Below are 21324 nucleotides of genomic sequence, written 5' to 3' on the forward strand. Positions count from 1 at the left end.
TCGCGATTCTCATCTTGATTGTCGCTGCGCTCGCATCCTGATTGTCGCGCTGCATGCAGGCGACATCTTCAAGCCCGAGTAGCCGGGTCGGCGCAGGCGCCTGCTCTGAGCGTAGAACCGGCGCGACCGTAGCGGCTGCGGGGATCTGGGCGGCAGGTGGCGCGGGCAGAGGCGTGCCTCCAACAACACTCCGGCGACGATTGGCGACCGTCTCGGCCGCCGCCCGGATCGGGTCATCCTCGGTATGCACGTAGCGCATGAACATCGTCACCGTCTTGTGTGCGGTGAGCGCCATTCCGACCTTCACCGGCACGCCTGAGTTGGCGATGTCGGTAGCCGCGCGGTGCCGGACCGCGTGGGTGCCACAGTGGGGTAGACCGGCGCGCTCTAGGATACGCCGCCAACCGGCCGAGTAGGTGTGCTTGGACATCGGCTTCGAGCCGTCGAACAGCGACGGAATGGCGAAGTCGGAGTCCAGATAGCGCGGCACGGACTCGATGAGCCGGAGAGCCTCGGCGCTCAGCGGCTTCGACATGCCGCCGGTCTTGCTGTCCGGCCAGACCACTCTCCGGTTGCCGAGATCGATTCACTCCCAGCGCAGTTCGAGCACCTCCGACATGCGCGCGGCGAACTCGAACTGCAGCCGGATCGCCAGGGTGAGGACAGGATGCTCGAGCCCCTCGGCGTCGGCGCGATCGAGATAGGCGTAGAGCCGGACCAGCTCCTGATCGGTGATCAGCCGCGTCCGCTTTTGGCCAGTGTATTTCTGGACGTGGCGGCACGGATTGGTGCCGTCGGGCCGCAGACCCCACAGCTCGGCCATGTTGAACATCTTGCGGATCAGCGACAGCGTGTGGTTGGCGGCGGCAGGCGTGGCCCGCATGCGCCCGATCAGATCGGCGACCTCGGAGCGCTTGACCTCGGCGACCTTCGTGCGCCCGAGCGCCGGGAGCACATGGACGCGCAGGTTGAGGCGGTTCGTCCGGACGGAAGAGGGCTTATTCCGCGCTTCCGAATACTCCGTCATGAAGCGCTCGCTGAGCTCCTTCACGGTCGGTGCGCCCCGCGCGACCTGGCGTTCCTGGCTCGGGTCGGCGCCGCCGCGCACGGCGGCGAGCTGATCCTGTGCGAGCTTGCGGGCCTGATCGACGGTGAGCGGGCCGAAGGTGCCGAGGCTGGGCTTGCGCCGCTCGCCCATCGGTGTGCGGTACTGGAGCATGAACACCTTGCGTCCGGCCGGCGTTATCTTACACAGGAAGCCCGGCAGGACGGTGTCGCGCAGTTCGTAGTCGCGGGATTCGGGTCTGGCGGTTTCGACCGCGGTCTTGGTGAGCTTCATGGAAGGCATGTCCGGCTCCTAGCTGGACCCGGTTTCCAGGAGCCACATAGGAGCGGCGGTAGGGAGAACCGGGTCGGTTTAGATCAAGTCCGGGCGTAGGATAGACGGGAAGTAAGATGTTGTTCTACCTTGTCTTATCCTGCTCCATCGTACTCGAGCTAGGTCGGTCGTAACACGCTTTCGGCCGCTCAAAATCCGGTTCCGCAAGGAGTGCCGGTTCGACCCCGGCCGCCCGCACCACCGGATACCTAGATCGCGAGGTTGACCCAGATCGCGGCGTGGTCGGATGCAGCCTCCGACGCGCGGGTGATCTCCGGATAGTGCGGCCATAGCGTTCCGTCCGCTTGGGAGTAGCGGGTTCACGAGGTATGGTGCCCTTGGTCGTCGATCATTCGGAGCATTGCGTGCGTCGTTTCCTTCTCGCCGCGGGTTTGGCCGCGATGGTCGTCCCATCCGCCACCGCCGCGCGGACCCCGGTTTCCAATCCGTTGCTGGCCGAATGGACCGGACCGCATGGCGGGGTGCCGCCCTGGGACAAGATACGGCCCGAGCTGTTCCCGCCGGCGATCGAGGCGGCGCTCGCCGAGCGTAGGACGGAGATCGCGCGGATCGCCGGCCAGACCACCGCGCCGACCTTCGCCAACACGGTCGAGCCGTTGCAGCTGTCGGGGCGCGGGCTGGGCCGCGTGCTGACGTTGTTCGGCGTCATGACGGGAAACATGAACAATCCGGCCTATCAGGCGCTCGACCGTGAATGGAGCCCCAAGCTGTCAGCGGCGCAGGACGAGATCACGTTCGATCCCAGACTGTTCGCGCGGATCGAGGCGGTTCACGCCGGGCTGGCGACATCGGGGCTGGACGCGGAGCAGCGTCGGCTCGTGACGCGGATGCGCGACGGTTACGTGCGGCAGGGCGCGAAGCTCGGCACGGCCGACAAGGCGCGGCTGGGCGCGATCAACGGCGAGCTGGCGACGGAGTTCAGCGAGTTCTCACGGCGGCTGCTCGCCGACGAGGGCACCGCGATCGCCGTGACGAGCGAGGCCGAGCTGGCGGGGGTGCCGGACAGCGTCAAGGCGACCGCGCGGGCGGCGGCGGCCGAGCGTGGGCAAGCGGGATGGGCGATCGTCAACACGCGGTCGGCGGTCGATCCGGTGCTGACCTTCGCGAGCGACCGGGCCTTGCGCGAGCGGGTGTGGCGCGCGTTTTCGGGACGGGGCGACAACGGTGGCGCGACCGACACCAACGCGGTCATCGCGCGGATCGTGAAGCTCAGGAGCGAGCGGGCGAAGCTGCTCGGCTTCCCCAGCCACGCGCACTGGCGGATGCAGGACACGATGGCCAAGACGCCGGCGGCGGCCGAGGCGTTGATGGGGCGTGTCTGGCCCGCGGCGGTGGCGCGCGTCCGTGAGGAAGTACGCGACATGCAGGCGATCGCCGATGCCGAGGTGAAGAAAGGGTCGGGCGCGAAGCTGACGATCGAGCCGTGGGACTATAGCTTCTACCAAGAGAAGGTCCGCAAAAGCCGGTACGACCTCGATCAGGCGGAGCTGAAACCGTATTTCGAGCTGAACAACATCATCCAGGGTTCGTATTACGCCGCGAACCGGCTGTACGGGCTGGAGTTCGCGGAGATCACGGGCACGGTGCCGGTGTTCGAGCCGAACATGCGCGTGTGGCGCGTGTCGCGGGGCGGCAAGGAACTGGGGCTGTTCTACCGCGACGATTTCGCGCGGACGGGTAAGCGGTCGGGGGCGTGGGCGAACGCATACCGATCGCAGCGCGGGCTCGCGCCCGCGCAGACCGTGCTGTCGTCCAATAACAACAATTTCGCGAAGGGCGCGCCGGGCGAGCCGGTGCTGATCAGCCTCGACGACGCGCGGACGCTGTTCCACGAGTTCGGGCATGCGATCCACGCGCTGTTGCAGGACGTGCGCTATCCGGGGCTGGCGGGGACGCCGCGCGATTTCGTGGAGTATCCCAGCCAGGTGAACGAGCATTGGTTGCTGACGCGCGACGTGCTCGACAAATACGCGCGGCATTACAAGACCAAGGCGCCGATGCCGCAGGCGCTGCTCGACAAGATCGAGGCGTCGGAGACGTTCAACCAGGGATATGCGACGGTGAGCTACCTGTCGTCGGCGATCGTCGACATGAAACTGCATCTGGTGGCCGACGGCACGGTCGACCCCGACGAGTTCGAGCGCGAGACGCTGACCGCGATGGGCATGCCGCGCGAGCTGGTCATGCGGCACCGGTTGCCGCAGTTCGGTCACCTGTTCTCGTCGGACGCCTATTCGGCGGGGTATTATAGCTATCTATGGTCGGAGATGATGGACGCCGACACGATCGCCGCGTTTCAGGAGGCGGGCGGCGACTGGGACAAGCCCACCGCCGACCGCTTCGCCCGCGTGCTGCTGTCGACGGGGAACGAGACCGACCGGGCGGAGGCGTACCGCGCGTTCCGGGGACGCGACCCGGACGTGAACGCGCTCCTGAGAAAGCGGGGGTTCCCGACGGGAACGGCGGGCGCGACGGCGGCGAACTAGATGGCGCGGCATCCCGGCCGCCTCCGCTCGATCGTGGGCGGGTCGGCGGGAAACCTGGTCGAGTGGTACGATTGGTACGTCTATTCGGCCTTCGCGCTGTATTTCGCGCCGGTGATCTTTCCGCAAGCGAGCGCGACCGCGCAGTTGCTGAACGCGGCGGCGATCTTCGCGGTCGGGTTCCTGATGCGGCCGATCGGGGCATGGGTGATGGGGGTCTATTCCGATCGGCACGGGCGCAAGGCGGGGCTGACATTGTCGGTGACGCTGATGTGCTTCGGATCGTTGATGATCGCGGTCACGCCGACCTACGCGGCGGCGGGGGCGGTCGCGCCGGCGATGCTGGTGTTCGCGCGCATGTTGCAGGGGTTGAGCGTCGGCGGCGAATACGGCGCGAGCGCGACCTACCTGTCGGAGATGGCGGGGCGGGAGCGGCGGGGGTACTATGCCAGCTTCCAGTATGTGACATTGATCGGCGGGCAGCTCACCGCGCTCGGCGTGCTGTTGCTGCTCCAGGCGACGATGAGCGAGGCGGCGCTGGAGGCGTGGGGATGGCGGGTGCCGTTCGCGATCGGCGGGCTGCTGGCGGTCGCGGTATTCCGCATCCGGCGGGGGTTGCTGGAGACGGAGTCGTTCGAGGCGGTGAAGAATGGGGCGGTGAAGGGCGGGCGTCGGTCGGGCGGCGTCGCCCTGTTCCGCGAGCATCCGCGCGAGGCGTGGACGGTGATGGCGCTGACGGCCGGGGGTACGCTCGCCTTCTATGCGTACACCACGTACATGCAAAAGTTCCTGGTGGGGACGAGCGGGTTCAGCCGGCCGACCGCGACCGCGATCATGACGGCGGCGCTGTTGCTCTATGCGGCGGTGCAGCCGGTCGCGGGGGCGTTGTCGGACCGGGTGGGCAGGAAGCCGCTGCTGGTCGGGTTCGGGGTGCTCGGGGTGATCGGCACCGCGCCCTTGTTCCTGACGCTGGAGCGGGTGACTAGCCCGGTGCTCGCGTTCGCGTTGATCGCGGCGGCGCTGGTGGCGCTCAGCGGCTATACGGCCATTAGCGGGGTGCTGAAGGCGGAGATGTTTCCGGCGCACATCCGGACGCTGGGCGTCGCGCTGCCCTATGCGATCGCCAACACGATCTTTGGTGGGACAGCGGAGTATCTGGCGCTGTGGCTGAAAGATCGGGGCGTCGAACGGTGGTTCTACGGGTATGTCACCTTGATGATCGCGGTGTCGCTGGTCGCGTATCTCCGGATGCCCGACACCCGGCGGCATAGCCGGATCGTCGAGGACTGAGCCGTGCCGGGGTCATACCGGTCCCTTGTCACCCCGGGCTCGAGCCGGGGTCCCGCCACCTTGACCCCGGCTCCGGGAAAGCGGGACCCCGGTTCAAGCCCGGGGTGACGAACAAGGGAAAGCCGGACACGCTTCAGCGCCGCGGCGAGAGTTCCTCACCCGCCAAGCGACCGTCCTTGTCCGCGTCGCGGCGGTCGAAGCGGGCGAGGGCGCGGTCGCGATAATCGGCCTTCGTGATCGCGGCGACCGGGCGCGAGCCGCTGTCCTGCTCCCCGCGCCGCTCGCCACGGCTGCGGCGGCTGGCAAGTTCGGTGGTCGATGCGGTGCCGTCGGCATCATCGTCGATGCGGGCGAAGCGGCCATCCGCCTCCTCGCCCAGTTCGGCGCGGGTGACCACGCCGTCGCCGTCCGCATCGGCGCGCAGGAAACCGCCCTTGCGGCGCGGCTCGCGTGTGGACGTCCCCGCCAGATCGGTCGCCTCCGCCTGCTCGGTCGCGGCGGGCGTACCGCCGCAGGCGGTCAGGCCCGCGCCCAGCAGCGCGGCGATCAGCATCCTTCTCATCTCGACTCTCCCCCGTTTCGGCTCGTTCATCCGAAGATGGCGACGCTCTGCATCTGTTCGGCGACCGGCGTGCCGTCCGCCGACCATATCCCCATATCCTGGCTCGAGGAACCCGCCCGCGCATAGGCGGTCCGCGCGCGCAGCAGCCACCAGCCGTCCGCCGTCACTGGGACGGGGCCGAGAAGGTTCAGGAGCCAGGTCAGCGAGCTGAGCGGCAGGAACTCGCGCGCCAGCCGCATCGCAGCGGGCGGCAAACAGTCGCCGATCAGCGCGAGCTCGACCTCGGGGTCGAGGCCGGCGCGATCCTTAACGCGGACCCAGCGGAGCCACTCGGCCGGGTCCGCGCCGGGGTCGCGGCGGTCGACGAACTCGAAATTGCGGATGAAGCCGGGCGATCGGTCGGTGCCGCTATAGACGCGGTCGCCCGGACCGGGGCGCGCGAAGTCGGGGGCTTGTCCGGCGACATGATCGATCCTCGATTGTTGGTCGCGCATGAAGACGAAGACGGCGCGCAGGCCAAGGCCCGCTTCGCTCTCGACATCGGCCTGGATGAAGGCTGCGTTGCGGCCGCGACGCAGGCGACTCGCGCGGATCATCACCTCGCCGGCGAGCGGGCCGATGAACGACACCTGCGCTGAGCGGAGCGGGGGCAGGTCGCCGTCCGACGCCTTGGCGGCATGGAGCGCGATCGCGGTCGAGAGGCCACCATAGGCGGTCCGGCCCTGGAGCCAATCGTCGGGGATGTGGCCTCGCCAGCCGCCCTCGATCGGCTCGAGGGCCTGGATGATCGCGGGGAGGCCCGTCATGCGGCCACACCCAGCAATCGGTCGCGAAGTTCGCGCTTCAGGACCTTGCCGATCGCGCTGCGGGGCAGCTCGTCGGTCCGATGCAGCGCGGACAGGCGCTGGGTCTTGCCGACCTCGCCGTTGAACCAGGCGAGGATGGCGTCGGTGTCCTCCGCCGCGCCGCCCCGCGCGACGTAGAAGCCGACGGGCGTCTCGCCCCAGGCATCGGACGGTACGCCGATGACGGTGGCGTCGGCGACGGCGGGGTGTCGGAGCAGCACCGCCTCCAGGTCGGAGGGGTAGATGTTGTAACCGCCCGAGATGATCAGGTCCTTCTTGCGGTCCATGAGGATCAAGAAGCCGTCCTCGTCGAAGCGGCCTATGTCGCCGTGGCGGATGAAGCGGACACCCTGCGCGTCATGCCATTCGGCGTCGCGGGTGGCCGCGCCCTGGCCGTGATAGCCGGTCATCATGGTGGGGGAGCGGCCGACGACCTCGCCCATCATGCCCGGCGCGACCTCGCGGCCGCCGTCGTCGATCAGGCGGATCTCGTGGCCGGGCATGGGCGGGCCGACCGTATGGAGCTTGGTCGGATAGACGGTGCAGTTCAGCGCGCAGCTCGCGCCGCCCTCGGTCATGCCGTAATATTCCACGAGCAGGCCGGGCCAGCGATCGACGATGTCGGCCTTGAGCGCGGCGGAGAAAGGCGCGCTGGTGCAGGTCTTGAAGCGAAAGGACGACAGGTCGAAGGTGTCGAAATCGGACACCGCCATGATGCGTTGGTACTGGACGGGAACGAGCATGGTGTGGGTGGCGCGGTGCGTCTCGGCGAGTTCGAGATAGCGGTGGGCGTCGAACCTGCCCATCACCACGGCGGTGCCGCCCCAGCCGAGCGTGGGAAGGAAGCTGACGAGCGTGGTGTTCGAATAGAGCGGGGTGGCGATCATGGTCACCGCGTCGCCGAAGCCCGCGGCGGTGTTGCGCGAGATGTGCGCCCAACGCATCGCGTGGCTCTGGACGATGCCCTTGGGGGTGCCGGTGGTGCCGGACGAGTAGATGATGTTGAAGCCGTCCCCCGGGCGGATCGTCGCGGGGGCGGCGCGGGCGTCCTCGGGCGGGAGCCACGCGTCGAGGTCGCTCAGCATGACGGGCTGGGCGGGGAGATCGTGGCCGGCGAGCGCGGCGGCGTTGGGCTGGTCCAGGAACGTGAGGGGCGCGCCGCTGTCGCGGATCATGGCGGCGATCTGGTCGGGGGTGGCCGATGGCGCGATCGGGGTGGCGAGGCAACCCGCGCGGACGGCGCCGAGAAAGGCGACCACCTGTTCGATCGACGGGTGGCTGACGATCGCGACCGCGGAGCCCTGGGGCACGCCGTCGCGCTGGAGCCCGGCGGCGAAACGGTCGGTGAGGCGGTCGAGGGTGGCGTAATCGATCGCGCGGCGGTCGTCGGCGACGGCGGTCTTGTCCCCGCGCTCGCTCGCATGAAGGCGGAGGAGGTCGGGGAGGGTGGCGAAGTCGGAGGCGAGCAGGTCGGCGGCGGTCATCGGCGGTGATGCTAGGCGAGCAAGCGGCGCGATGCCATACGCGATCTTCGAACGGGAGAGCCGGTGATGAGCATGGATGGGGCGGTCGCGATCGTGACGGGCGGGGGCACGGGTATCGGCGCGAGCGTGGTCAGGCGGCTGGCGAGCCGAGGCGTGCGGTGCGTCGTCAATTACGCGTCGAGCCGGGACGAGGCGGAGGCGTTGGCGGGCGAGGTCGAGGGGATCGCGGTCAAGGCGGACGTGGCGGACGACGTCGCTTGCCGGGCGCTCGCCCAAGCAGCGGTGGCGAAGTGGGGGCAGGTCGATCTGCTGGTCAACAACGCCGGGCGGACCAAGTTCGCCAACCATGAGGATCTGGACGCGCTGACGGCGGAGGACTTCGTCGACCTGTACCGGCTGAACACGGTGGCGGCGTTCCAGATGATCCGGGCCTGCGCTCCGTCGATGCGGGAGGGCGGGATCGGGTCGGTGGTCAATGTCGCGTCGGTGGCGGGGGTGTACGGCATGGGATCGTCGGTCGCGTACGCCGCGAGCAAGGGGGCGATGATCACCATGACGCTCAGCCTGGCCCGGGTGCTGGCTCCGGCGATCCGGGTGAACGCGGTCGCGCCGGGCTATGTCGGCACGGGCTGGTTCGAGAAGCGGCTGGGGGCGGACGGGTTCGCCAAGCTGAACGACCGGATCGCGGGGGCGGTGCCGATGAGGTTCGCGACCGGGCCGGACGATATCGCCGGACCGATCGTCAACCTGCTCGATCCCGTCAGCCGGGTGATCACGGGGGAGGTGATCACGCTGGATGCCGGGTCGCACCTGGATGTCGGACTGAGCCGGCGGCCGGGGCGCGAGCTTTAGGACGCCGGCTTCGCGCCCTGGCCGAACAGCACCTGTCGCTGCTCGTCCGTCATGCCGGGCGGGGCGTCGTTCACCGCCTTGCCCGCGGCATAGGCGGCGACGGTGGCGGGGCGGGCGCGGATCGTCTCGTACCAGCGGCGCACGTTCGGGAAGTCGGCCAGGTCGACATGGTGCCATTCGTGCGCGGCCGCCCAGGGATAGCAGGCCATGTCGGCGATCGAATAGTCCCCGGCGATGAAGTCGCGGCCTTCCAATCGCCGGTCGAGAACGCCGTACAGGCGCGCCGCCTCCTTTTGATAGCGTTCGATCGCATAGGGGATCTGCTCGGGCGCGTAGCGGGTGAAGTGATGGTTTTGGCCGAGCATCGGGCCGAACCCGCCCATCTGCCACATCAGCCATTCGATGACCTGCATCCGCTCGCGCGAGGAGGCGGGGACGAAGCGGTTCATCTTCTGCGCGAGGTAGAGCAGGATCGCGCCGGACTCGAAGACCGAGATCGGTTCGCCGCCGTCCGTCGGGGCGTGATCGACGATCGCGGGCATGCGGTTGTTGGGCGCGATCGCCAGGAAGTCGGGTTTGAACTGGTCGCCTTGGCCGATGTTCACGGGGTGGATGCGGTATTCGACCCCGGCCTCCTCGAGGAAGAGCGTGATCTTGTGGCCGTTGGGCGTGGGCCAGTAATGCAGGTCGATCATGGGGCTTCTCCCGCCGGTGCTTGGGTGGGGCGCAGATGGGGAAGGCGGATCGCGATGACCAGCAGCGCGGCGGCGGTGAGCGCGGCGGCGACGACGAACGCCGATCCCGGCAAGCCGCGCGCGGCGCCCGCGGCCAGCGACTGGCTTGCAAGGAGTGGGCCGACGATCTGCGCGACCGAGTTCATGCTGCCGATCCCGCCCTGGAGCGCGCCCTGGCGGGTCGCGTCGACCGAGCGCGACATGAGGCCGTTGAGCGCCGGATAGGCGAGCGCGCCGATGCAGCCGAACAGGTAGAATGCGTAGACCTGCCAGCCTTGCGCGGCGAGCGCGAAGGTAACGAAGGTAACGCTACTGGCGGTCAGGCCGATCAACGCGGCACGACGCTCGCCCACGCGATCGAGGACGCGGCGGGTGAGGAAGACCTGCACCAGGATGTTGAGTAGGCCAACCCAGGCGAGCGACCAGCCGATCGCGGCGGCGTCCCAGCCGAAGCGGATCGAGGCCCAGAAGGACCAGGTGGCCGGATAGACCTGCGTGCCGAGCTGCCACAGGAACCAGGCGACAAGGAGCGGGGCTGCGTTCCCGGCGGCGAATAGCGGGCGGAACGCGCCGACGACGGTGGCGTCGCGCAAGCGGAAGGGACGGCGGTTCCCGGGCTTCAACGTCTCTGGCAGGAAAAGGAACATCACCAGCGCGTTCACGCCAGCGAGCGCGGCCGCGACGATGAAGGGCGCGCGGGCGCCCGGGTCGGAGACGAGCCCGCCGATCGCGGGGCCGATGATGAAGCCGGCGCCGAACGCCGCGCCCATCAGGCCGAACATCTCGGCGCGCCGGTCGGGGGGCGAGACGTCGGCCAGCACCGCGCCGGCGGGACCGAACACCGCGCCCGCCGCGCCCGCGACCGCGCGTCCGACGAACAGCCAGGCGAGCGTCGGCGCGGCGGCCATCAGCGCATAATCGGCGGAAAAGGCGAGCATGGAGGCGATCAGCACCGGGCGGCGGCCGAACCGGTCGCCCAAACCCCCGAGGATGGGACCGGCGAAGAACTGCGCGGCGGCGAAGACGGCAAGCATCCAGCCGGCGATCCGCGCGGCCTCCGCGAGGTCCACCCGGCCGAGATCGGTGATCAGGCGGGGCAGCACGGGCATGATCACGCCGAACCCGATCACGTCGATGACGACGGCCGCGAGCACGATCGGGACGGCGCGGTGCGGGAAGCGGGTCATCGAACCTGAACAAGTTTAGGAAAGTATAGGCGTGGACGCGGTCGACACGGAGGTCGAACACCGGGCGAGCGTGCGGCTGCTCCCGGCGCGCGTGTCGTGTAAGTCCACCGCTTCATCGAATCGTCCGAACATGGATGGCGCTTGTAGGACAGCGTTTTTTTCGTTCGCGTTCATCCGGGATGCTCCGACGCGGGGTCCGCCCTTTCGCGCGGAAGCGGTTCGTGGCATATGCGGCGGCATACCCGATCTTCCAAGAAGCGAAGGAACCGATCCGATGGCCACCGCCCCCCAGACCGCGCCCGACCCGCAAGCGGCGTTCCGCGACGAGGCGCGCGCGTGGCTGGCCGAGAACTTCCCGCCCGCGCTCGCGCACAAGGACAACGCCATGTCCGCGATCGACGGGCCAGGGGATCAGACCGCCGACCAGACCGCCTGGCAAAAGGCGATGGGCGAAAAGGGTTGGGGCGTCCCGACCTGGCCCAAGGCCTATGGCGGCGGCGGGCTGGACCGGGCCGAGACGCGCGTGCTGCAGGAGGAGATGAACCGGATCGGCGCGTGGAACCCGATCGGCGGCATGGGCGTGATGATGTTCGGGCCGACGCTACTGGAATACGGGTCGGAGGAGCAGAAGCAAGAGCATATCCCGGGCATCGCGACGGGCACGGTGCGTTGGTGCCAGGGCTATTCGGAGCCGGGCGCGGGATCGGACCTGGCGTCGCTCCAGATGTCGGCCGAAGACAAGGGCGACCATTACCTCGTCAACGGACAGAAGACGTGGACGTCGGGCGGACAGTGGGCGCACAAGTGCTTCGCGTTGGTCCGCACCGACCGGAGCCACAAGCATGCGGGCATCAGCTTCCTGCTGATCGACATGGATGCGCCGGGCGTCGAGGTGAAGCCGATCCGGCTGATCTCGGGCGCGTCGCCATTCTGCGAAACGTTCTTCACCGACGTGAAGGTGCCCAAGGGCAATCTGGTCGGGCAGGAGGGCCAGGGCTGGGCGATCGGGACGCGGCTGCTTCAGCATGAGCGGTCGAGCCTGTCAGGGGGCGGTTCGACTGGCCGGATGATGGCGGGCGACGCGATCAGCGCGATCGCCAAGCGGTACCGCGGCGTCGACGAGAACGGCCGGCTGAATGACGGCGACCTCCGGATGCGGCTGGTGCGGCACGAGATGGACGCGCGCGCCTTCGCGCTGACGCTCCGGCGCGCGGCGTTGGAGGCCAAGTCGAACTCGGGGCCGAGCGCGGCGACGTCGATCATGAAGAATGTCGGCGCGCGCGTGACGCAGGACCGCGCCGAGCTGGGCGTCGAGATCATGGGGATGCAGGGGCTAGGCTGGGAGGGCGAAGGCTTTTCCGAAGCCGAGCTGACGCAGACGCGGACATGGCTGTGGGGCAAGGCGGTGTCGATCTATGGCGGGTCGACGGAGATCCAGAACAACGTGATCGCCAAGCGGATACTTGGGATGACCGAGGCGGCGTGAGCTGAGCTCCCTCTCCCCTCGGGGAGAGGGTTGGGGAGAGGGGCCGAGTAGAGGACTGCGTTTTGAACAGTCCCTCTCCCCGGCCCTCTCCCGCGAGCGGGAGAGGGAGTAGAAGATGGCCGTTCTGAACGACGAACAGGTGATGCTGCGCGATATGGCGCGCGAGTGGGCCGACAATGAGCAGCCGGTGACCGCGTTCCGGAAACTGCGCGCCGCCGCCCCGGCCGAGGGGTACGACCGCGAGGCATGGGCAACAATCGGCCAGATGGGTTGGGCGGGGATCGTCGTGCCGGAGGAGCATGGCGGGTCGGCGTTCGGGTATTTATCACTCGGGCTGGTGGTCGAGCAGTTGGGGCGCAACCTGGTCGCGACGCCGCTGGCGAGCGTCGGGCCGGCGGCGACCGCGATCGCGATGGGTGCGGACGACGCGGTCAAGGCCGAATGGCTGCCGCGGATCGCCGGCGGCGAGGTCGTGGCGACGCTGGCGATCGACGAGGGGCCGCATCATGATCCCGGGAACGTCCGGACGCATGTCGAGGGCGGACGGCTGACCGGCGTGAAGGCGTTCGTCGCCGAGGGGGACTCGGCGGCGCTGTTCGTCGTCGCGGCCAGGGACGGGCTGTACCTCGTCGCCGATGACGGCTCGGGTACGGTGACGCGCGCGCCGCGCGTGATGGCGGACCACCGCAGCCACGCGGAGGTCCGGTTCGAGGACGCGCCCGCGACGCGGCTCGGCGGGCCCGAGCTGACCGCGGCGGTGGTCGACCGCGCGACGGCGGTGATCTGCGCGGAGATGCTGGGGATGGCCGAGCAGGCGTTCGGCGTGACGAACGATTACCTCAAGACGCGCGTGCAGTTCGGGCAAAAGCTGTCGACGTTCCAGGCGCTCCAGCACCGGATGGCCAAGCAGCTGACCGAACTGGAGCTGATGCGCTCGACGGTCGAGGCCGCGCTGGAGGCGATCGACGCCGGGCGGTCGGACGTCGACCAGGCGGTCAGCCTGGCCAAGGCGGGCGCGGGCGAGACATTGAAGCTGGTCAGCCGCGAGATGGTGCAGTTGCATGGCGGGGTCGGGATGACAGACGAGTATGATGCGGGCTTCTATATGAAGCGCTCGGCGGTGCTCGAGGCGATGTGGGGCAACGCGGCCTTTCACCGCGAGCGGTTCGCGCGGTTGAACGGTTACTGATCGCGCCCGGTCGATCGCGTCCGGCCATCCATACGCGTGATATTCGAGGCCGGATTAGAAGACGTAGCAGATATGTCACAGGCGCGCGCATATCCTTGTCCATCCAGTTGAAACCATGCTTGACGCGGTAGGCCTTGGCAGGCCAATTCGAATTTAAGGTACGGGGCGCGGAGACGCCCGCCGTTTAGGAGAGAATGATGCTCAAGCCGCAGTTCCTGGCCGCGTCCGCGTTGTCCGCGATGGCCCTGGCGTTCGCCGCCCCCGCTGTCGCCCAGAGCGTCGACGGGCAGAGCGCCGGCGGGCAGGTGGGGGCCGCGGGCGCGGCGCAGGACCGGCCGGGCGACGCGACGTCGACGCCCGCGCCGGGCCAGACCACGGCCGCCGGCCAGGAGCAGACGACCGACTCGCCGTCGGGCGCGCTGGACGGCCAGCCCGCGGGCGAGGACGTGGTCGGCACCGGCGGCGACATCGTCGTCACCGCCCAGGGTCGCGCGCAGGCGCTGGCCGACGTGCCCGTCGCGATCTCGGCCGTCAGCGCCGAAAGCCTGGCGCTGTCCGGGGCCAACGACATCCGGCAATTGAACCAGCTCGCGCCGTCCCTGCTCGTGTCCTCCACCGGCTCGGAGGCGAACGGCAGTCCCCGCATCCGCGGCATCGGGACGGTCGGGGACAATCCCGGCCTGGAAAGCTCGGTCGTGGTGTTCATCGACGGCGTGTATCGCTCGCGCTCGGGCATCGGCCTGAACGAATTGGGCGAGATCGAGCGGATCGAGGTGCTGCGCGGGCCGCAAGGGACGCTCGGCGGGCGCAACTCGTCGGCGGGGCTGATCTCCATCGTGTCCAAGCGGCCCGAATTCGAATTCGGCGGCACCGCGGAGGCGACCTACGGCAATTACGACTTCCTGCGTTTCGCGGGTGGGATCACGGGGCCGCTGACCGAGACGATCGCGGCGCGGATCGACGGCGTCTATGTAGAGCGCGACGGCTTCTACCGCGACCCGGCCAACGACACGCGGGTCAACGACCGCGACCGGTATTTCGTGCGCGGGCAGCTGCTGTTCCAGCCCAACTCCGACATCAGCGTCCGCCTGATCGGCGATTACAGCAAGCGCAAGGAAGCGTGCTGCGCGGCGACCTATGTCGGGCCGACGGTCAGTCCGTTGATCGGGAACCTCAACAACCCCGCACCGCGTGGACCGAACGGCGTCGGGCTCGTCAACGCCGCCGACAACAACAACATCACCGCGGTCCTACGCGATCTGGGCCAGGATGTGGGCGCGTTCAATCAGGGCTATAGCCGCCGTTTGTCGCTGACCCCGGGCCGCCGGTTCGCGGGAGAAACGCAGGATTACGGCTTTTCCGGCCAGATCGACTGGGATTTCGGTGGGGTCAACCTGACGTCCATCACCGCCTATCGCGATTACTATAACGAGCAGGGAGGCGACGCCGACTCCAGCACGGTGGACATCCTGTATACGGCCAACGACGGCAACAGCCGCCGCGCGTTCCGGACCTTCACGCAGGAAGTCCGGCTCCAGGGCACGCTGTTCGACGAGAAGCTCGACTGGCTGGTCGGCGGTTTCTACGCCAACGAGAAGTTCGACGGGCGGTCGAACCTGCGGTTCGGCAGCCAGTATGGACGATTCGCGACTTGCCGAATCATCTCGGGCGGGGCCTTGGCGGGGCTCTACTCGCCGGGGAGCCCCGGTTGCGTGGTGCCGGGCGTCGGCCCCGCGACGCTGCGCGGCGCGGCCGGCCCGATCTCGGGCAACGACGTCGCCAACGGCTTCGCGCTGCTCGACACGCTGAACGATCGGGGGTCGACCCGCGAGGATTATCGTCAGCGCGCGCGCAGCTTCGCGGCGTTCACGCACAACATCATCCATGTGACCGACACGGTCGACCTGACGCTGGGCCTGCGCTACACCGACGAGCGCAAGCGCTTCTCGGCGTCGTTCGGCAACGACAACACCGTGTGCACCGGCCTGCAGAACACGCTGACCGACGACCTGACCAGCGCGAACGCGACCGCGCGCGCGCTGGCCGGCGCGCTGATCGGGCTTGGCTGCCAGGGCAACTCGACCGCGGAGCTGAACGGGGTCTCGATCCGCGACAAGCGCAGCGAGGACGAGTTCACCGGCACCGCCGTCCTGTCCTGGAAGCCGATCGACGACCTGCTCCTCTACGGCAGCTATTCGCGAGGTTATAAGGCGGGTGGCTTCAACTTCGATCGCTCGGCGCTCAAGGCACCATTGCAGCAGAATACCACGACCGGCGCGATCAGCCCGACCTTCGCCGCGCTGGGCGGCGCGCAGGCGTTGGTCGGCAACCTCCAGTTCGAGCCGGAGACGGTCAACGCGTACGAGATCGGCGCGAAGTACTCGACCGGGCCGTTCACGCTGACGGTAGCGGGATTCCGACAGGAGTTCGAAAGCTTCCAGCTCAACACCTTCGACGGCACCGTGTTCATCGTCCAGAACGTCAACGGCTGCACGTCGAGCCTGGGCGGCGGCGACCGGGATCAAAGCAAATTCGCGGCCGCGTCGAACTTCAGCGCGGCGGCGACGACGACGGGCGCCTGCGCGTCGGACGATGTGAGCTACGGCGTCGTGTCGCAGGGCGTCGAGATCGAGGCGCAGCTGGTGCCGGCGCGCGACATCCGCGTCGGGCTCGGCCTGACCTATGCCGACACCAAATACCGCAACAACCTAGTCGGCAACAACGCCGGCGCGCCGCTGAACCAGGCATTGCGCAAGCTGCCGGGCGACAATTTGTCCAACGCGCCGGAGTTGGTCGCCACGGGATCGTTCGCCTGGACGCCGCCGATCGGCGGGTCGGGATTGTCCGGCCTGTTCTATGTCGATACGCGGCTGTCGAGCGACTACAATACGGGGTCCGATCTTTTTCCGCAAAAGGAGCAGGACGGCTTCGCGCTCGTGAACGCCCGCGTCGGCGTCCGTGGACCGGACGAGGCCTGGTCGCTTGAATTCTGGGGCCAGAACATCCTGAACAAGCAATACGCGCAGGTCGCGTTCAACTCGCCGTTCCAGGAGGGCGCGGCGACCGCCGCCTTCCAGGACCCGCAATATCCGGGAGGACGTCAGATCTTCTCGCAATATCTGGCGGAACCACGCACCTACGGCATCACGCTCCGGGGCAAATTCTGATTGTGAAACGGACGCCCAGCGTCGGTTGACGGGCCGCCGTCCGGAGAGACACCGGGCGGCGGCTTTTTTCTTGAGGCGACGAGGGGCCAGATATGTCCAGCCATCCGATCGCGGCACCAGAGACTGCGGACGAGCGGGCCATGCGCCGCCGCGGCGTGACGCTCGCGTTGCTGACGACGGCGTATTTCTTCAGCTATCTCGACCGGCAGATCCTGGCGATCCTGCAGGAGCTGATCCGCGCCGACCTCAAGCTGTCGGACACGCAACTGGGGCTGCTCGCCGGGTTCGCGTTCGCCTTGTTCTACGCGACGCTGGGCATCCCGGTCGCGCGGCTGGCGGACCGGAGCAACCGGGTAAACATCATCGCGGTCGCGCTCGCGATCTGGAGCGTGATGACGGCGGTTTGCGGGCTGGCGCAGAACTTCGTCCAGCTGCTGCTCGCGCGCATCGGCGTGGGTGTCGGCGAGGCGGGGTCGAGCCCGCCGAGCCATTCGATCATCGCCGACCTCTACCCGCCCGAACGGCGAGCCGGGGCGATGGGCATATATTCGCTAGGCGTCGTATTGGGCGCGGCGGGGGGTTCGATCATCGGCGGCGAGCTGGCGGCGCGCTACGGTTGGCGGGTCGCGATCATGGCCGTGGGATTGCCGGGCGTGCTCCTGGCGGTGATCGTCAAGCTGTTCGTGGTCGAGCCCAGGCGCGGGCTGTCCGACGCGCCGCGCCGGACCGAGGCCGAACGCGAAACGGTCGCGCCGTCGCTGGCGCAAGGCTTTCGTGCGCTGTTCGCCGACCGGGCGGCGGTTCACCTGGTGATGGGCGTCACCCTCACATCGCTCATCGGATACGGCCAGAACGCGTTCGGGCCGAGTTTCCTGATCCGCTCGCTGGGGTTGGAGCTGACGGACATCTCGCGCGTGGTCGCGCCGATCGGGGCGGTGATGGGAACCGCCTCGGCGCTGATCGGAGGCTGGCTCGCGAACCTCGCGGCCAAGCGGTACGGTCTCCATGCGCAGGCATGGCTCGTGCTGGCCATGAAGTCGATCGGGTTGCCGCTGTCGTTCCTGTTCTACCTGGCGGGCGACGTCACGACGGCGCTCATCGCCTATTTCGGCTCGCTGCTGCTCATCAACAGCTATCTCGGCCCGACCTTCGCGCTGATCCAGGGGCTCGCGCCCTTGCGGATGCGCGCTCTGTGGGCGGCGATCACGCTGCTGGTCATCAACCTGATCGGGCTGGGACTGGGACCGACGATGGTCGGGGTGATCAGCGACGCGCTCAAGCCGACATACGGCGAGGAGTCGCTCCGCTACGCCATGCTGAGCTTCGCGGCGGTGACGCCGTGGGCGCTGTTCCATTACTGGCGGGCGGGCGTGCTGCTCCGGCGGCGGGAGCGAGCGGGGTAGCTGAGCGCAGCCGAAACACAAACTTTTCGGGGTGGCTGGGCCGATGGGCCCGATCTACGTCCCATCGGGTATGGATATGCGGGTCAAGGAAGGTCTGTGGGCGCTGACCGAAAAGGAGAAGCAGACACTTCGATTGATGGTCCGCGGTCACGATGCCAAGTCGATCGCGCGCAGTCTCGACCTTTCGGTCCACACGATCAACGAACGGCTTCGGGATGCGCGGCGGAAGCTGGCGGTTTCGAGCAGCCGCGAGGCGGCGCGCCTATTGCTGGACGCCGAAGGCGAGGGGGCTGGTCCGCCGACCCCCCATATCTCTGCGGACACGGCAATCGGGGGAGACGCGGATCGCCCCTGGGTCAATCAGGAAATCGCGCCGATTGGCGGCGTGGGCCGGGTTCACCGCCTTCCCTGGATCATCACCGGAGTTCTTCTCATGACGCTTGCCATCAGCCTATTGGCGCTACTCGGGTCGCCTCAAGTCGACTCTCCCCCACCGCAAACACCGACCGCTTCGCGCGAAGCGCCGAACGCGGCGGTGGTGGATTCGGCGCGTCGATGGCTGGCCTTGCTGGACCAAGGACGATGGAGCGAGAGCTATCAGGCGACAGGTGCGTCGTTCCGCAAGCTGAACACCGATCAGGTGTGGGCCGCAGTCTCCGAAAAGGTGCGCACGCCCCTTGGCGCGGTGATCTCGCGCACGTTTCTCAGTCAGGAGAATCTTCCCGCCCCGCCGTCGGGTTATGAGGTCGTGAAGTTCCAGACACGCTTCGCCAACAAGGCCGAAGCGGTCGAGACGGTCACGCTCGATCGCGAGGACGGCGGCTGGCGGGTGGTCGGCGTGACGATCGGGTGAGGGCGGGATAGACATCGGCCGGTCGCTTGCATCGGCGGCCGGCTTACGATGAAAACGCCGGCCAAAGGGGGATCAAGGTTCTGAAGCCGCGAGCACCCCGTCGTCGAACAGCCCGAACAGCAGGGTCGACGCGTACATCCGGATCGCGCGTTCCCTGGGCATGGTGCCCGCCCATTTGCGCATGTCGAAGGCGGCGTTCTGGAGCGCCATCAGCGTCTGGGCGGCGATCAGCGCGTCGCCGGGGCGGATCGAGCCCTCGACGATTCCGTCCATGATCGTGCCCGCATAGCGCCTGGCGATGCGGTTGGAGCGGTCGACCATCGCCGAGCGCACCTGCGGCGGCAGGCCCGACAGCGCGGTGGTGCGGAGCAGGGGACCTTGCTTGGAGAACTGGACATCGAGCAAGGTGGCGATCGCGCTCGACAAGCGGCGCCACTCGCTGCCGCCGCCATGTTCGGCAAGCGCCTGGGCCGCGCCGATCGTGTCGAAGCTGCGCTTGTAGCAGGCGGTCACCAGATCGTCCTTGGCGTCGAGATGGTGGTAGAAGCTGCCCTTGGTGACATTCAGCTCCGACGCGATGCGCTGCACCGACGCGCCGCGATAGCCGAGTTCGTTGATGAGGCGTGTCGCGGCGAGCAGGAACGCCTCGCGGCCGGGCACGGGATCGTCATGCGGCAGATCCAGGATCGCCGGCGCCCAACGCTCGCCGGGGGCGGCGAGGCCGTGGCGGAATACGTCCATCAACCGCGCCTCGGCGCGGTCGAACTGGTCGGGCTCGTAGCGGTTCAGCCAGGCGGGCACCCAGAACACGTTTTCGAGCAGGACGTGCGCGCGCGCGCCGTTCAGGTCGGTGGCGGCGCGGCCGGGGGCCTCGCCCCATAAGCCGCGCGTGCGGCGGAACACGCGCTGCCAGCCGGCCATGAGCCGACCGCGCACCGGATCCTCCGTCGCGCGCAAGTCGGACAGGACGGCGAACGCGGTCTCCTGCCCTAGCTGGATGCGGCGGAGCCGGTCCATGTTGAGGCGGAGGAAGCGGGCGACGCGGGCCGGCGGATCGGGCTCGCGCGCCGCCTCGTCCAGCATCGCGGCGAGCGTGTCGAGCGTGTGCTCGAAGGCGGCGGCGGCCAGATCCTCCTTGCGGCGGAAATAGTAGGTCACGCTGGTGGTGTTGAGGCCGACGCGGCGCGCGACGTCGGCGAAGGTCATCCCCCGCGCGCTCTGTTCGTTGATCGCCTGCGCCGCGGCCGCGAGAATGGCATCGCGTTTCGCGCGGAAACGCTTGGTGCTGGCCTCCTCCCCAGCGGCGCCTGTATCCGGTGCCTGCATGAGCGCCACCCTAACACGCTCGTTTTGAAGAACCAGTCACAATCCGACGTAGCGGCGAACGCGTGATCGCTGCTTTACCGAATACCCGGTACGCTTTAAGCATGGGCTGGACATATCGGAGGAGCGCGCGATCATGGACTTCACGCTGAGCGAGCGGGAAACTTATTTCCGGGATCGGGTACGCGCCTTCATCGCGCAGCATATCGCGCCGCGCGACCATGAATATCACGAGCAGGCGAACACCGGCGAACGGTGGAAGGTCCTGCCCGTGATCGAGGAGGTCAAGGCGATCGCCAAGGCGCAGGGATTGTGGAACTTCTTCATGCCCCCGCATTCGGGGCAGACGCATGTCGACGACACGTTCGAGTTCGAGGGCACGCAGCTCACCAACGCCGAATACGCGCTGTGCGCCGAGGAGATGGGGAAGATCGGCTGGGCGTCCGAATGCTTCAACTGCTCCGCGCCCGACACGGGCAACATGGAGGTGTTCCACCGGTACGGCACGCTGGAGCAGAAAGAGCGGTGGCTGCGACCGTTGATGCACGGCGAGATCCGGTCGGCGTTCCTGATGACCGAGCCGGCGGTGGCGTCGTCGGATGCGACCAACATCGAGACGCGGATCGAGCGGGACGGCGACCATTACATCATCAACGGCCGCAAATGGTGGTCGTCGGGCGTCGGCGATCCGCGCTGCAAGATCGCGATCGTGATGGGCAAGACCAACCCGGAGGCGTCGCGCTATTCGCAGCAGAGCCAGATCCTGGTGCCGCTCGACACGCCGGGCGTCCGGATCGAGCGGATGCTGTCGGTCTACGGCTACGACCATGCGCCGCACGGCCACGGCGAGGTCGTGCTGGAGAATGTCCGCGTGCCGGCCGAGAACATCCTGCTGGGCGAGGGGCGCGGGTTCGAGATCGCGCAGGGGCGGCTCGGACCGGGGCGCATCCACCACTGCATGCGGACGATCGGCACCGCCGAGACCGCGATCGAGGCGATGGCCAAGCGACTGCTGTCGCGCGTCGCGTTCGGCAAGACGATCTCCAGCCAGTCGGTGTGGGAGGAGC

At 68.3% G+C, this 21324-nt stretch carries 15 protein-coding genes and 1 pseudogene; 9 read left to right on the top strand and 7 right to left on the bottom strand.

The window, feature by feature from the left end:
• Positions 1-178 precede the first annotated feature (178 nt).
• A pseudogene (locus ACFE71_RS10355) lies at positions 179-1348 on the bottom strand (tyrosine-type recombinase/integrase); the annotation flags it as partial.
• A 395-nt stretch (positions 1349-1743) separates the two neighbouring features.
• On the opposite strand from ACFE71_RS10355, the gene ACFE71_RS10360 reads away from it, so the two are divergent.
• Both ACFE71_RS10360 and ACFE71_RS10365 read left to right on the top strand, forming a co-directional pair.
• Positions 1744-3885 (top strand): M3 family metallopeptidase, encoded by a 2142-nt coding sequence (locus ACFE71_RS10360; RefSeq protein ID WP_375428713.1) that lies wholly within the window; start codon positions 1744-1746, stop codon positions 3883-3885.
• Entirely contained in the window at positions 3886-5172 is a 1287-nt protein-coding gene (locus tag ACFE71_RS10365) for an MFS transporter (protein ID WP_375428714.1), read from the top strand. It abuts the gene before it with no gap.
• 133 nt (positions 5173-5305) lie between these two features.
• On the opposite strand, the gene ACFE71_RS10370 is transcribed toward ACFE71_RS10365, so the two are convergent.
• From ACFE71_RS10370 to ACFE71_RS10380, 3 genes are read right to left on the bottom strand one after another with little or no spacing between them, the layout of a single operon-like run.
• Entirely contained in the window at positions 5306-5734 is a 429-nt protein-coding gene (locus tag ACFE71_RS10370; RefSeq protein ID WP_375428715.1) for a hypothetical protein, read from the bottom strand.
• Positions 5735-5760: 26 nt separating this feature from the next.
• Complete coding sequence (locus ACFE71_RS10375; protein WP_375428716.1) at positions 5761-6540, bottom strand: thioesterase family protein; 780 nt, start codon at positions 6538-6540, stop codon at positions 5761-5763.
• Positions 6537-8063: a class I adenylate-forming enzyme family protein gene (locus ACFE71_RS10380; protein ID WP_375428717.1), complete on the bottom strand. Its 1527-nt coding sequence runs from the start codon at positions 8061-8063 to the stop codon at positions 6537-6539. The genes ACFE71_RS10375 and ACFE71_RS10380 overlap by 4 nt, the downstream gene beginning before the upstream one ends.
• Positions 8064-8129: 66 nt before the next feature.
• On the opposite strand from ACFE71_RS10380, the gene ACFE71_RS10385 reads away from it, so the two are divergent.
• Positions 8130-8915 (top strand): SDR family NAD(P)-dependent oxidoreductase, encoded by a 786-nt coding sequence (locus ACFE71_RS10385; RefSeq protein WP_375428718.1) that lies wholly within the window; start codon positions 8130-8132, stop codon positions 8913-8915.
• Here the strand turns inward: ACFE71_RS10385 and ACFE71_RS10390 are convergent.
• Both ACFE71_RS10390 and ACFE71_RS10395 read right to left on the bottom strand, forming a co-directional pair.
• Positions 8912-9610 carry a glutathione binding-like protein gene (locus ACFE71_RS10390; protein ID WP_375428719.1) on the bottom strand — a complete coding sequence of 233 codons (699 nt, stop codon included), beginning with the start codon at positions 9608-9610 and terminating at the stop codon, positions 8912-8914. The two genes, ACFE71_RS10385 and ACFE71_RS10390, sit on opposite strands and share 4 nt — an antisense overlap.
• Positions 9607-10836 carry an MFS transporter gene (locus ACFE71_RS10395; RefSeq protein ID WP_375428720.1) on the bottom strand — a complete coding sequence of 410 codons (1230 nt, stop codon included), beginning with the start codon at positions 10834-10836 and terminating at the stop codon, positions 9607-9609. The genes ACFE71_RS10390 and ACFE71_RS10395 overlap by 4 nt, the downstream gene beginning before the upstream one ends.
• 274 nt (positions 10837-11110) lie before the next feature.
• Here ACFE71_RS10395 and ACFE71_RS10400 point away from each other — a divergent pair, with 274 nt between their 5' ends.
• The 5 genes from ACFE71_RS10400 to ACFE71_RS10420 all read left to right on the top strand — a co-directional run bounded on the left by ACFE71_RS10400 (position 11111) and on the right by ACFE71_RS10420 (position 18934).
• Entirely contained in the window at positions 11111-12322 is a 1212-nt protein-coding gene (locus ACFE71_RS10400) for an acyl-CoA dehydrogenase family protein (protein ID WP_375428721.1), read from the top strand.
• 115 nt (positions 12323-12437) lie between these two features.
• Entirely contained in the window at positions 12438-13511 is a 1074-nt protein-coding gene (locus ACFE71_RS10405; RefSeq protein ID WP_375428722.1) for an acyl-CoA dehydrogenase family protein, read from the top strand.
• 197 nt (positions 13512-13708) lie between these two features.
• On the top strand, positions 13709-16678 hold the full coding sequence (locus tag ACFE71_RS10410) for a TonB-dependent receptor (protein ID WP_375428723.1): 2970 nt from the start codon (positions 13709-13711) through the stop codon (positions 16676-16678).
• 92 nt (positions 16679-16770) lie between these two features.
• Positions 16771-18081: a spinster family MFS transporter gene (locus tag ACFE71_RS10415; RefSeq protein ID WP_375428724.1), complete on the top strand. Its 1311-nt coding sequence runs from the start codon at positions 16771-16773 to the stop codon at positions 18079-18081.
• A gap of 70 nt (positions 18082-18151) precedes the next feature.
• Positions 18152-18934 (top strand): DUF4019 domain-containing protein, encoded by a 783-nt coding sequence (locus ACFE71_RS10420; RefSeq protein WP_375428727.1) that lies wholly within the window; start codon positions 18152-18154, stop codon positions 18932-18934.
• Between the two features lie 72 nt (positions 18935-19006).
• Here the strand turns inward: ACFE71_RS10420 and ACFE71_RS10425 are convergent, their stop codons facing one another.
• Positions 19007-20260, bottom strand: coding sequence for a TetR/AcrR family transcriptional regulator (locus tag ACFE71_RS10425; protein ID WP_375428725.1), 1254 nt, complete (start codon positions 20258-20260; stop codon positions 19007-19009).
• Positions 20261-20393: 133 nt separating this feature from the next.
• Between ACFE71_RS10425 and ACFE71_RS10430 the strand changes: the two genes are divergently transcribed.
• Positions 20394-21324 (top strand): acyl-CoA dehydrogenase family protein (locus ACFE71_RS10430; protein WP_375428726.1); only part of this gene is annotated, 931 nt, incomplete at its 3' end.

The sequence above is a fragment of the uncultured Sphingomonas sp. genome (genome assembly GCF_964237155.1).
In the GTDB taxonomy this organism is placed as follows: domain Bacteria; phylum Pseudomonadota; class Alphaproteobacteria; order Sphingomonadales; family Sphingomonadaceae; genus Sphingomonas.

What these genes read in the sequence shown, in the direction of transcription:
- ACFE71_RS10390 (WP_375428719.1), bottom strand. Translation starts at nt 9,610, where the DNA reads ATGATCGACCTGCATTACTGGCCCACGCCCAACGGCCACAAGATCACG.
- ACFE71_RS10420 (WP_375428727.1), top strand. Translation starts at nt 18,152, where the DNA reads ATGGATATGCGGGTCAAGGAAGGTCTGTGGGCGCTGACCGAAAAGGAG.
- ACFE71_RS10415 (WP_375428724.1), top strand. Translation starts at nt 16,771, where the DNA reads ATGTCCAGCCATCCGATCGCGGCACCAGAGACTGCGGACGAGCGGGCC.
- ACFE71_RS10400 (WP_375428721.1), top strand. Translation starts at nt 11,111, where the DNA reads ATGGCCACCGCCCCCCAGACCGCGCCCGACCCGCAAGCGGCGTTCCGC.
- ACFE71_RS10395 (WP_375428720.1), bottom strand. Translation starts at nt 10,836, where the DNA reads ATGACCCGCTTCCCGCACCGCGCCGTCCCGATCGTGCTCGCGGCCGTC.
- ACFE71_RS10410 (WP_375428723.1), top strand. Translation starts at nt 13,709, where the DNA reads ATGCTCAAGCCGCAGTTCCTGGCCGCGTCCGCGTTGTCCGCGATGGCC.
- ACFE71_RS10370 (WP_375428715.1), bottom strand. Translation starts at nt 5,734, where the DNA reads ATGAGAAGGATGCTGATCGCCGCGCTGCTGGGCGCGGGCCTGACCGCC.
- ACFE71_RS10425 (WP_375428725.1), bottom strand. Translation starts at nt 20,260, where the DNA reads ATGCAGGCACCGGATACAGGCGCCGCTGGGGAGGAGGCCAGCACCAAG.
- ACFE71_RS10405 (WP_375428722.1), top strand. Translation starts at nt 12,438, where the DNA reads ATGGCCGTTCTGAACGACGAACAGGTGATGCTGCGCGATATGGCGCGC.
- ACFE71_RS10385 (WP_375428718.1), top strand. Translation starts at nt 8,130, where the DNA reads ATGAGCATGGATGGGGCGGTCGCGATCGTGACGGGCGGGGGCACGGGT.
- ACFE71_RS10380 (WP_375428717.1), bottom strand. Translation starts at nt 8,063, where the DNA reads ATGACCGCCGCCGACCTGCTCGCCTCCGACTTCGCCACCCTCCCCGAC.
- ACFE71_RS10375 (WP_375428716.1), bottom strand. Translation starts at nt 6,540, where the DNA reads ATGACGGGCCTCCCCGCGATCATCCAGGCCCTCGAGCCGATCGAGGGC.
- ACFE71_RS10365 (WP_375428714.1), top strand. Translation starts at nt 3,886, where the DNA reads ATGGCGCGGCATCCCGGCCGCCTCCGCTCGATCGTGGGCGGGTCGGCG.